The organism is Lactobacillus kullabergensis (genome assembly GCF_000967195.1).
GTDB classification, from domain to species: domain Bacteria; phylum Bacillota; class Bacilli; order Lactobacillales; family Lactobacillaceae; genus Lactobacillus; species Lactobacillus kullabergensis.
The window spans coordinates 643,599-655,734 of the sequence record NZ_KQ033871.1 but is presented as its reverse complement, the minus strand read 5'-3'; the positions used below and the strand labels follow the sequence as shown (position 1 = coordinate 655,734).

Annotated in this window: 13 protein-coding genes and 1 other RNA gene; 2 read left to right on the top strand and 12 right to left on the bottom strand. The window is 32.5% G+C overall.

Translation table 11 applies throughout. From position 1 onward, the window contains the following. From ssrA to JF76_RS10210, 11 genes are all read right to left on the bottom strand, one after another. Positions 1–364, bottom strand: a transfer-messenger RNA (tmRNA) gene (gene ssrA / locus JF76_RS10070). Between the two features lie 70 nt (positions 365–434). Further along, entirely contained in the window at positions 435–1,241 is an 807-nt protein-coding gene (locus JF76_RS03725) for a Cof-type HAD-IIB family hydrolase (protein ID WP_045927866.1), read from the bottom strand. A 261-nt stretch (positions 1,242–1,502) separates the two neighbouring features. Next, positions 1,503–2,687 carry an acetate/propionate family kinase gene (locus JF76_RS03720; protein ID WP_045927865.1) on the bottom strand — a complete coding sequence of 395 codons (1,185 nt, stop codon included), beginning with the start codon at positions 2,685–2,687 and terminating at the stop codon, positions 1,503–1,505. A 43-nt stretch (positions 2,688–2,730) separates the two neighbouring features. Continuing rightward, on the bottom strand, positions 2,731–3,732 hold the full coding sequence (locus tag JF76_RS03715) for a class I SAM-dependent methyltransferase (RefSeq protein WP_034977650.1): 1,002 nt from the start codon (positions 3,730–3,732) through the stop codon (positions 2,731–2,733). Positions 3,733–3,916: 184 nt separating this feature from the next. Then, on the bottom strand, positions 3,917–4,405 hold the full coding sequence (locus JF76_RS03710) for a ComGF family competence protein (protein WP_161779299.1): 489 nt from the start codon (positions 4,403–4,405) through the stop codon (positions 3,917–3,919). A 10-nt stretch (positions 4,406–4,415) separates the two neighbouring features. Then, positions 4,416–4,691 (bottom strand): hypothetical protein, encoded by a 276-nt coding sequence (locus tag JF76_RS03705; protein WP_156962752.1) that lies wholly within the window; start codon positions 4,689–4,691, stop codon positions 4,416–4,418. Continuing rightward, entirely contained in the window at positions 4,681–5,103 is a 423-nt protein-coding gene (locus JF76_RS03700; RefSeq protein WP_156962751.1) for a pilus assembly FimT family protein, read from the bottom strand. Before JF76_RS03700 ends, JF76_RS03705 begins: the two co-directional genes overlap by 11 nt. After that, on the bottom strand, positions 5,093–5,431 hold the full coding sequence (gene comGC / locus JF76_RS03695; RefSeq protein ID WP_052697058.1) for a competence type IV pilus major pilin ComGC: 339 nt from the start codon (positions 5,429–5,431) through the stop codon (positions 5,093–5,095). Before comGC ends, JF76_RS03700 begins: the two co-directional genes overlap by 11 nt. Positions 5,432–5,440: 9 nt before the next feature. Continuing rightward, on the bottom strand, positions 5,441–6,445 hold the full coding sequence (locus tag JF76_RS03690; RefSeq protein WP_045927862.1) for a type II secretion system F family protein: 1,005 nt from the start codon (positions 6,443–6,445) through the stop codon (positions 5,441–5,443). Beyond that, a complete protein-coding gene (gene comGA, locus JF76_RS03685; RefSeq protein ID WP_045927861.1) occupies positions 6,411–7,385 on the bottom strand; it encodes a competence type IV pilus ATPase ComGA in 975 nt (324 codons plus the stop codon). Before comGA ends, JF76_RS03690 begins: the two co-directional genes overlap by 35 nt. Positions 7,386–7,504: 119 nt before the next feature. Next, entirely contained in the window at positions 7,505–7,678 is a 174-nt protein-coding gene (locus JF76_RS10210; RefSeq protein ID WP_156962750.1) for a hypothetical protein, read from the bottom strand. 1,381 nt (positions 7,679–9,059) lie between these two features. Between JF76_RS10210 and JF76_RS03680 the strand changes: the two genes are divergently transcribed. Next, complete coding sequence (locus tag JF76_RS03680) at positions 9,060–9,401, top strand: helix-turn-helix domain-containing protein (protein ID WP_045927860.1); 342 nt, start codon at positions 9,060–9,062, stop codon at positions 9,399–9,401. A 61-nt stretch (positions 9,402–9,462) separates the two neighbouring features. Here the strand turns inward: JF76_RS03680 and JF76_RS03675 are convergent, their stop codons facing one another. Next, complete coding sequence (locus JF76_RS03675; RefSeq protein ID WP_045927859.1) at positions 9,463–10,191, bottom strand: YebC/PmpR family DNA-binding transcriptional regulator; 729 nt, start codon at positions 10,189–10,191, stop codon at positions 9,463–9,465. A 261-nt stretch (positions 10,192–10,452) separates the two neighbouring features. Here JF76_RS03675 and JF76_RS03670 point away from each other — a divergent pair, with 261 nt between their 5' ends. Continuing rightward, positions 10,453–12,057 carry an APC family permease gene (locus JF76_RS03670; protein ID WP_379854354.1) on the top strand — a complete coding sequence of 535 codons (1,605 nt, stop codon included), beginning with the start codon at positions 10,453–10,455 and terminating at the stop codon, positions 12,055–12,057. The last annotated feature ends 79 nt before the right edge of the window (positions 12,058–12,136 follow it).

Sequence of the window (12,136 nt, the reverse complement as noted above, 5' to 3'; positions counted from 1 at the left end):
ATGGAGGTGAGGGGAATTGAACCCCTGTCCAAACGCATTCCGTCACTGACATCTACGATCATAGTTACATTATTTGAACTTCACTAGTCCAAAACGCCATATAACAGGGCTAGTATGGACTAGCTAACCTGAAATGACTCTTTTTAACTATTCAGATGAGGTAGTTAAACGTAACTCACTAAGTTGATACTTGAATTCAGACGTGAGTAATCTGAAAACAAGCAACACATGCGCCTAAACTAGGCAGCTAATGCGTAAGAATTTTCTTTATTTGCAGTTATAAAACTGTGACGTTTTTACGTAGACGTGACCTACGAACCGCAGTCAATGCGAATCTACGCCTGTCGAATCCCAAAACACCCCCGCTTTGGGTAGAAATAATTATAGCATAATATAGCAAACTTGCCTAATATTATAAAATCATTTCTTATTTATCAAAAAACAAATTTTTCAAAATCCAAGGCTATACCATCTTGATCATTCGATGCAGTTTCAAAGTCAGCTTGTTTTTTTGCTTCTGCAGAACCATTATCCATGACTACTGAAGTTCCAGCTACTTGAAACATTGGTATGTCATTTCGTTCATCCCCAATTGCCATTATTTCTTCCGTTTTGTAATTTAACTTTTGTGCTAAGTACTGTAATGCAATACCTTTATTAACATTGGCATGCATTACTTCTAAAAAATTAACGGCTGCTCTGACAACATAATTATCTTGACCAAAAACATGCTTAACTTCAGCTTCAATTTTATCTAGTTTTTCTTTTTCATCGCCAAAAACGGCTTTGATAACAGTTTCATTACTTGATAAATCTTGTGGTTTCCTAATCAATAATCCGGCATTGTTTTCCCATGCCTGCGTTACTGTTATTCTACTCACATTCAAATTGCTGGTAATAATTTGACTGTCAGCATTCACAATATTATAAAAAACTTTGTTTTTCTGACTAAATTTGTCAATTGCTTCATAAGTTTTTGCAGACAAACATTTCTCAAGTAATTTTACGTGCAACCCTGTTTCAATTACGGCACCATTAAAAGTTATTACATATTGATTATTGTTATTCAACGCCAATTCATCAATGAATTTTTTAACTCCAGCATAGGGCCTTCCTGAAGATAAGACCACTTTAACATTTTTGCTAATTGCTTTTGTAATTGCTTCTCGAGAAGATTCTAGAATCTTACCTTGACTATTTAATAAAGTATCATCAACATCAACAGCTACTAATTTAATCATTTATGTTTCTTTCCAATAGTTAGTTATTGTATAGCCTGGCCTCCAAGCTTACTTTTCATTATACAGAAATTTTCAAAATAAAAAATTGTATATCTAAAGGGTTTTAAACATTTATTTATGTTAACTGTTAATTCAAAATATGTAAATTCTATAACTAAGTCACTTCTAACATCAGCAAATCAACCTCATATTAGCTCATTTTCAAAGTAAAAGAAAACCGTTAAGAAAGTTTCTTAACGGTTCATAATTTTTTTGTTTTTATTAATTCAAATGTGCTAATCGAACGACATCACGCTCAATCATTAATTCCTCATCAGTTGGAATAATTAGAGCTTTAATCCTTGAATCTGGTTTAGTAATAAACTTCTCGCCATTGGATTTATTTGCTTCCAAGTCAGGCTTTAAGCCTATAAATTCAAAAGATTTCATTACATTTTCACGAATGTCGGAATCATGCTCACCTACGCCTGCTGTGAAAATAATTGCATCTGCGCCCTTCATTTCCACCATATAGGAGCCAATATATTGGATAACACGATTTACAAAAATAGCTCTAGCGAGATCAGCTTTTTTATCAGAATTATTCTCTAGATCACGCATATCAGAAGAAATTTCAGAAATTCCCAGCAGACCAGACTTATCATTCAAAATCTCAATCATTTCATTGATATCAATATGGTCTTTATTCATGATATATTGCAAAACAGATGGGTCAACATCACCTGAGCGTGTACCCATAGTTATACCAGCCAATGGAGTAAAGCCCATTGATGTATCAAAGGACTTACCACCTTTAACTGCAGTGATGGATGCACCTGAACCAAGGTGACAGACAATTAACCTTAAATCTTTAACATCTTTACCCAACATCTGAGCAGCGCGTCCTACAATATAACGAACAGAAGTACCATGAGCACCATACTTACGAACACCATATTTTTCATAATAATGATAGGGAATCGAATACATATAATGCACAGGATCTAAAGTTTGATGGAATGAGGTATCGAAAACGCCTACTTCAGGAACACCAGGCAGTAATTTCATAAAGGCTTCAATGCCCTTCCCTTCTGCCGGATTATGAAGTGGGGCGTATTCTTTCAAATCATAAATCTTTTGAAGTTTTTCCTTGTCAATTAGAGCAGAATCAGTAAAGTCTTCTCCACCTGCAACTATTCTATGGCCAACACCTACAATGTCACTCAAATCGTTAATCACATGGTATTTCTTTAATGCTTCAAGTAGTAAATTAACTGCAGTTTCCTGATCTGGAATGGCAACATTCTCTGAATGTTTTTCACCATTCTCCAGTTCAATTTCAAAAGAAGAACCGTCAATACCAACTCTGTCAGCAATTCCATTTGCTAAAACCTTTTCTTCAGGTAAAGCAAACAACTTATATTTAAATGAAGAACTGCCTGAGTTGATTGCTAAAACTTTTTTCATAAATGTAATTCCTCCATAAACTTGACTTTGAAATTTTCACAAATCAATCAATGTTTTTAGTATACCACTCATTTAGTTTAACATTAAGCTTTATTAGGTCTTGTTCACTTTTAAATGAATCTAACTTTGTGAGAAAAACTTCACTATTTCTGATATTTTTTCCATGATTTTGAAAGGCCAAAATTGATTTTTGATTAAATTTATTCTGAAAAGCACTGTCGGGTAACTCAATTATTGCACGCAGAAAAACCTTATCAGTTAGCCATGGCATAAAGTCACCACCACCTTTGCCAGACAAAATATTTTGTGGCACAATCAGGAAAGCATAGCCACCGGCTTTAAGATTTTTAATGATCTGTTCAATAAATAAAAGATGAGCAAGCGAATGTCCATTCTCAGATTTGGTAGCAAAATTTTTAGCGTTTTTATCAATTGGATAATAACCAACTGGTAAGTCACTTACAACAACATCAGGGCTTTTAAACATCCAGGGAGTTAGAGCATCCTGACAAAACATTTCAATATCAATATCACTCAAATGAGCTTCAATATCAGCAAAGCTCAACATTTCTTCATCATTATCAATACCATAGAGTTCAAAATCAGACTTTGAGTGATTAGCACTTTTCAACTGATTGACTACAGAAAACAATAAATTTCCAGTTCCAATAGCAGGATCGGCAATTATCAACCTTTCCTTTGGTAAAAGTTTTAACATAAACATTGCAATTACTGTTGAAATCGCAGGAGGTGTCGGCATCTGATTAACATCCAACCCGTCTTCATTAATTGCTTTTAAAGTTAAATAAGTAAAAATTTGCAGCTTTAGCTTATTAGAAAGTCCGCTATAATCTAATTTTTCATATTTTTGACTCAATTCTTGAACCGTTTTTTTGTCGGGAGCTCCCAGTTCAACCTTAATTTGACTATTTTCAAGATTATCAAAAGTTTCTGTCAGAGCTTCACCAAATGAGACATTTAATGCCTCTTGCAAGCATTTAACACAGTCCAAGAAATTATTAAACAGTTTTTCAATATTATCCATTGCTTATTCCCCTTATCTCTTAAATATTTTAATAGAAGAAAGGTAATTAGAGCAAGAGAATCAATCATTAATTAAGTACTCAATTAATAAAAAATCATTTTCCATGCTTTCTTGATAAACATCTAGATAAAATTGAATAAAAACTAAGCAGGTGATTAATACCAAAATACTGCTAAGAAAAGCATTAGCTTTTAATCTTAGTCTTTTGTTTTCGATCATTTAACACCTTCTCTTTCTCATTTTTTGTCGGTCTTGAGTTAAATTTAAAATATAATTCTGATTTTCTGCCGTCTGTTTCTGTAACTTCTATTTTCAACATTCTATCATTGGTTGTAAAGCTAGACCTTTTTACATCTAACAATAGTGGCATATGTCCGCCTTCGGGAGTGGTCACGCGCAACATATTTTTATATTGAGTCAAACGATATATTGTATCTTTTCCTTGCGCATCAATTTTCTTAAAAACAGCCTTTTCAGAATTAGATCTCTCTGGTAAGGTAAATGCTTTTACATTCTGTTTCTCTTTAATAAATCGGTTTAGTTGCACATATGAAAATACAATGTCATCTGTTCGATGCTGAACTTTATTTGCTAGAGTAAGACTTTTTACTAAATTCTGTAAAATTAGAACTACCACAAATGTCACAAACACCGCAAATACTGCTTCCGCCAAAATGAAGCCTTTAGTTTTTAATTTTGTATGTCTTTTTTTCTGCCATATCATAAATGCTATTATTACCATTAAGCTCATAAATATGATCGTGGATTAATATTCTTTTTAATCCATGCTTTTTCAAAACACTCCAAGCATATGTGCGATCAGTTTTTTGTTCTACTTTACGCTCAATTATTCTACTTTCTCTGACTGTTAAAGCTAACATTATGACACCGACTGTTGCGATCATCAAACCAATCATGCTTTCTGCCATTAAGAACCCGCTCTTTTTCCTATTTATCATCAATTGCTCGTCCCCAAGTCATTTGCAACTTCACTCTTCGTGTATAGTGATGGTTAGTAACAGTAATTGTGTGAGGTGGTAACGAACCACTAATTGAAATTTTTAATAATCTTAAGTTACTTATACTTATTTGTGGTTTTATTTTTATTATCTGCGGCTTTTTTCCACCAATAATTATCAATTTTTTTGACGGAGGATAATATCTGACTATACTTGTGCGGTTTTGTATAGCTGATCTTCTTGCTGCATGTTCAATAGAGCTTTTAATCTCTTTGACCGTGTTTTCCAATATCAGCTTTTCCCTATATTCATTTATTTTTATAGTGCCTAGACCCACTAATCCAAGCATAATAGTGAGGGTAACAACCATTTCAGCCAGAGTAAATCCTTGCAACTTGAACTTATTTAGCATTTTTTTCAACTACACCATCATTTACAGTATAGTTTTTAGACTTTGAGAATTGCTTCTTCGTTAAGTAGCCATCATCAAACATATTTTGAAAGTTAATTTCTTTACCATTACGGTCTTTATCATCCTCATAAAGTGTAGCTTGAGTTTGCAAGGTTGTTTTAAAAGCATCATTAGTCCTTTCATTAGCAGTATTTTTTTGTTTTGTTAAATTTGGTGCAATGATTATAAGCAGCATTACTATGATTGCAACCACTACTACCATCTCAATTAAAGTAAAACCTTTTACTTTGTGCTTCTGATATTTAATTTTTGTCAAAATGTTTTTCACTTTTTTCTCCTATATTTCCTGCATCATTGCATACATTGGCAATAAAAGCTTCAAATATAATCCAATAATGCATAAACCGATTAAAATAAAACAAACAGGTTGAACATTTACTATTAATTTTTCAATTTTTTGTGCTAAATCATTAAAAAGAGATCGTCCTAATAATAAAAATCTCTTACTCAAGTCTTCCCTTTTTGATCCAGTTTTTAACAGCAACAGAATTTCATTGGGTAAAAATTGTTCATTTTTAATGATCTCTTCCGGACTCATTCCTTTAGCAAGCTGTTTACCAACTTTTGTGCCCACATATTGCTGTAAAGATCCCTTAACTTGCATTGCTGAATAGTCACAAATCTTTTGCAAGGAAAAGCCACTAGCAAGTAGTAGTCCTGTATCATAGATCAAAATATATTTCACATAAATTTTGATCAATGGCCCAACAACTGGAAAGTGACTAAGTCTACTCAAAGAGTGATAATCTTGTTTTCTTAGTAACAGAAGTATTCTGCTCATAAAATAAACTAAGCCTAAACTCAAAATTAATAAAAGTAATAACAGGCAGTCTCCAGTATGTTCACCAGATTCAGCAAACTGATTAGATATAAAAGTCTGCATAAACAATAAAAGAAAAATCATCATTAACACTAATATAAAAGGGTATGTCATTTCAGATTTTAACTTTTTTATTTGTTCATGTTTCAAACGAGTTAGAGTCGCAATTTGGGCAAGACATTCAATTAGGTTTCCCTGTACCATTGACAGCTCAATCTGAGTAGCAATAGTCTTGGAAAAGCCCAAATTAAGCATTTCGAAACTTAGTTTTTTTCCTGACTGAACGCTTTTACTTAATCTATTAAACAAGTTCTTTCTTTTAGGCCATATTATTGGCATCATTTCTAAACTGGTATTTAACGAAAAGCCATTTGATAAACTATTTTGTAAATATTCTAGAAATTCAATCCGTTCTTTATTTGTTAGCTTATCCTGCCTGAAATTGTTCAAAGACCTGTTCACTAATTCTTTTCCTTTCCTTTAGTCTGACCAAATTTTGGTGCCAATTAACATAATCACATCGTTTATGCTTGCTTATGTCTGCCTGTAATTGATGCCCACTGTCAATATCCATTAGGCAGGCAAAACCCGTATTAGTTGGCAGTAAGCGTTGATAACTAACAGCGGTCAAACAGTTATAAAGATCAGCCGTATTAATATTTAGACTTTCCAATCTCGAAATAGTCTGCAAAGTACTTTTGGCATGAACAGTTGCAAAAACAAGATGGCCACTTAGAGCAGCATCTATTGCCAGCCTCGCAGTTATTGCATTTCTAATTTCACCGATTATTAGAATATCTGGTCTATGACGTAAAGCTGCTTCAAGCAACTTGGAATATGTGATTTCCGCAGTCATGTTAACCTGCGTTTGTAAAAAACTTATTTCATGTATTTCTACAGGATCTTCAATTGTCATAACCATCTGATTTTGACCTATCATTTTTGCCAAGTTATACATAGTTGTAGTTTTGCCCGATCCTGTAGGGCCACTAGTAACTATTAAGCCTCTTCTTTGAGCCAAAGTTTTCAGATTCTCAATTTGTTCATCAAAAAAATATTTACCCGTACTTATCTGATAAATAATTCTAATTACCAACGATTCATGATCATTGAAATCTCCAATACTTGATAACCGCAGGTAATATATTTGTCCCTTAAAATCATATTCGAATGCTCCTACTTGTGGTCTGCGATGTTCGGCTATATCCATTTGAGCAGCAAATTTTAAAAAATTGATCATTTCTTTGCCTTCTTTTATTGAATATTCAGCCTGCTTTTCTATACCAATAATTGTGCGAAATCTAACAACTAGATTAACTCCCCGCATTAAAAAGAAAATGTCACTTGAATGCTTATTTATTGCATCTTCAATTAAAGAATTAACAGCTTCTTTGATTTTCATAAAAACCTCCTCATCTTGCTTCCATTATTAATTACGCAAAAAAAAGAATTTTTCTCACATAACAAAAAAAGCTCGCACAATTGTTTGAGCTTAGCTAAAAATAACTATGAGAAAGAAAGTTATTTGTTGCTTAAAAAATAGTCAACATATTTCCCAGATTCCTTTTTTAACTGTTCATCTGTTAGATTTTGCATTACTACTTGGAGGATAAAAGGTTTCAGAAATTTTGTCCCTATTAAGTTACTTGTAGCTTTAACTGTAAGTACTAAATGGTCAAGTCCAATTATAGCCATATTTTCCGCCACCTCTTTTGCAATTCTTATATAATGAAATAGAGAAAAATGTTTGGTTTTGAGTGTTTGTTTCAAACAAAAAACAACACTTTCGTGTTGCTTTAATCCATTAAATACCTATTCTTACTGCGATTTTAAAAACATACTTATTTAGATAGAAAAATTTTTTATTATATGAATAAACACTAGGAATAATAAAATTAGATCTTCACAGATAATGAGTTGATATTTAAGGTTGAAACTTATTGGCATCACTCCCCTTTCTATTTAATAATTTCAGAGGTAAGCATAATTAAGTCAAAAAGCAATAAATTTTTGTTCTTAAATTAAAATTACTATTGGTTTTTAACTGAGTTAAAGAAAAAACTCTGTCAGATTCAAGTCTTTTTTGTAGTCTCAATTACCAATTTTTCATAATAATATAAGTTAGCGCAGCTTGCATATAAGTTTTTTATTAAACCCATTATTTAAGTATTATCAAAAGGTAAATAGGGTTATCCCCAATTTTCAATTTTTCATTATGGCAAACTATTCATTAATATTTAAAAATATATTATTTTATTATTAATTTTAACCAAAAACAAAAGACAATTTTATCATTAACTTAATTTTACATTTTTCCTATATGTATCTATAAACTTCACTTAAAAATTAAACCCATCATCGGTTATTACGCCAAAAAAGTTAATCCACTCTTTCAAGTTTCATTTTTTCATAGCATTCAATTTTTAATGAAGTTAGCATCTTAATGTCTCTTTATTCCCAAATTTTTACCTTATCATCTACCGTTATAGGTGTTATAAAAAAGAGACTGATAAATTTTAGCTATAATAAATACATATATAATATTTTTTGATAAAATATTGATTAGCAATCTAAGTTGTAATCAAATAACCTGATTACAGCCTAAGCCAACTATTAGAATTCTTACAATTCAAAAATTATATGCTAGGTAAAAAGAATATGTAAAAATCCATTAGTTGTGATTGCTAATCAATACATTGCAATAAAACATTTTTTATTGCTATTTTGTCTCTTTGTATATATCATTAACAAAGAAGTAAAATCTACTAAAAATTTTTTCTTTGCCCCAGATATTATTAAATATGAACATTTTCATTGAACATATTTTATTTGGGCTACTACTAACCTCCCGTTTTTTTTAATTGCAACATTTGATATTGCTTTTTCTACTACCACAAGTGATACTATATAAGTATATAAAAAAGTAGTCGATGTTGAACGCAGACTACTAAATTAGTTAACACGATGATAAAAATCATGCCGACCACTATGTGGATGCTTTTATTATATTACCATTTATGATAGCGGTCAAGCACAAATACAATCATTTGTGATACTTTTTTAAGGAAGAATTTGAATGAATGTATATTCGCGTATTTTTGATACCGCTAAAAAACATGGCATGTCTATTAAAGAACTTGCTAGAAAAGCCAAAATTGGTGAAAATAGTATTTATAGGTGGAAAACTATTAAACCTTCCACGGAATCTTTGACTAAGGTAGCTCGAGAACTGAACGTTTCTACTGATTATTTATTAGGTCAAGAAAAAGGTAGTAATAAAAAAGACTGCCTGGATATAGCTAATAAAAATGTTCAGTTATTATATGAAGGTCAACATGTACCTGAAAAATATGTCAACATGCTCCGTTTTATTATGGAAGAAGATCGCGCAGAAAAAACTAAAGCTTCCGAAAATTAAGTAAAAAAATTCTCCAGAATTGACTAATCAATTCTGGAGAAACAATCAAATAAGATTTTTCTTATTCTTCGTCAGCTGCAGCCGTATAAACATTCTGAACATCATCATCATCTTCCAGAGCATCAACTAAATGGTCAAATTGCTCTTTTTTATCCTCTGGAACAGGTGTTGTGTTTTCAGGTATCATTGTCAATTCTGCGTTGGCTAACTTATAGCCATCTTTTTCGAGTGCATCACGAACCTGCGCAAATTGTTTTGGATCTGTATAAATTTCATAAGCATCATCGCTGGTTTGCAAGTCATCTCCACCAGCATCCATTACGTCAAGTAACATCTGATCTTCATCAGCATCAGTAGTTGTGCGGTCAATGACAATATAACCTTTACGATTGAACATATAAGCAACAGAACCAGTTGCTCCTAAAGAACCACCATTTCTGGTGAAAGCAACTCTTACAGCAGAAGCAGTCCGATTCTTATTATCAGTTAATGCTTCAACAAAGATAGCTACACCACCTGGTGCGTATCCTTCATAAGTGATTTCATCATAATGCTCTTCTGAATTGCCCTCTGCCTTTTTAATAGCACGGTCAATATTCGACTTAGGCATATTGTTAGCATGAGCCTTGTCCATTACCATACGCAAGTTAGGATTTCCGGAAGGGTCAGGACCACCGTTCTTTGCAGCCATGTAAATTTCACGAGATAATTTTTGGAAAATCTTACCCCTCTTTGCGTCTTGTGCATTCTTGCGGCCTTGAATATTGTGCCATTTTGAGTGTCCTGACATTTAAGAATCCTTCTTTCTTTTCTCATTATTAACGATATTATCTTACCGCAGAGGACCATAAATTTCAATACAAGCAACTATTTCTCCCGCTTTTTTAATTAAATATGAATGTGCTTTCATTAAAATAAGTTTATCTAGCCTCTGGTCATCCTTTTATTTAATTAGTAAAATAAAAACATTAGTTGTTTTTCAAAGGAGAGAACTTTAGTGGAAGAAATAAATTCAAACAAAAAATATATTTCTTGGCCCGTTTTAACCTTAATGGCTTTTTGCACCGTTATTGGGTTAGACGATATAATGTACAACTTCCAAAATCAAGGAATGCCAGTTGTTACTTCCTGGATTATCATGTGTTTATTCTATGTTATTCCTTATTCTTTAATGGTTGGACAACTGGGATCCGTTTTCAATCATGAAGGTGGAGGCTTATCATCTTGGGTTCGTGGGACTAATGGCGAATTTCTGGGATATTTTACTGCCTGGACTTATTGGGCTGCTTCTATTCCCTATGCTGTTGATTCTGCTAATGAAATTATCGTTGACATTGGCTGGGCACTGACAGGTTCGGAAAAGTTTCAAAGTCAAATCTCTAACACAAAATTTGCTTTAATGACATTTGCCATGTTTATTATTTTCATTATTGTTGAACATTATTTTTCTCACTCAATGGAAGTCTTATCCACTATTGGTGGTGGACTCATGCTTATTATGACCCTGATGTTTGTTTTCCTGGCATTTCTAGGACTGGCAAAATCAGGTGGTCATATGGCTACACAGCCATTTACCTGGCGGACATTAATTCCCAAGTTTGACATGCATTATTGGACAACTATCGCAATGCTCATTTATGCCTTAAATGGCTGTGAACTTGTTGCTCCTTATGTAACCAAAATGAAAAAGCCTAAGTCTGACTTTCCTAAAGCCATGATCGCACTTGCCTTAATGACTATTTTTTTAACAGTTTTCGGTTCATTTGCTCTGGGAATATATTTCAACAGTTATCATATTCCAAACGATTTAAAAATGAATGGTGCATACTATGTCTTTGATATGGTTGGGCATCAATACGGTTGGGGCAAAACTTTGCTTTATGTATGGGCTTGGACTTCTGTTTTCTACAACGCTGCTTTATTAGCAGTGCTGCTTGACGCCATGACCAGAATGCTTATTTCCGATACTGGTGATAAGTACATGCCTAAATTTTTACAGAAAAAAGATAAAAACGGCCTTCCTATCAATGGCTACGTATTAACCGTTTCTTTATCAGCATTTATCATGCTCTTAGGTATCTTTTTACCAGACATGAACGACATTTTTAATTGGCTATTGAACTTAAATGGCATCATCTCACCAGGAGTAACTTGCTGGATATTTTTCTCATTCATGCAAATTAGGAAAAATTCTAAAAAGTTTACTTCAGACTATGTCTTTATTAAAAACGATAAATTAGGATATCTTGCAGGACTATTTTTATTAATAGTTACTGCTGCAGCTACTATTTTAGGCATTGCACCACAAGATATTAAAAAATTCAGCGGTTATTGGTGGTATGAACTAATCATCAACATAATTGCCATTATTGTTTTAATTGGCTTAGGTGTGATATTACCAAGCATCAGACATCGTGAAGAAGAGTATGGCATTGCATTTAACCGCAAACAGTGGATCACTATGTTCATCTTAATCATTGGTTCAATTATCTTTGACCTTTATTTAGGCGAAAAAAATGCTTTATTTAATAATGCGGTCATTAATTTTGGTCAGGTAAAAATTGGTATAAATATCTTTTTGATTCTTATCGAAACAGTATTCGCAATTTTAATCTGCTGGCTAGTTGGCAAAAGAAAACCCATTACAACTAAATAAATATAGATAAAAGCAGGAATGTTGCTAATAACATTTCTGCTTTTGCTTTTATTTTGCTTTTAAATTAATGAATATCTGG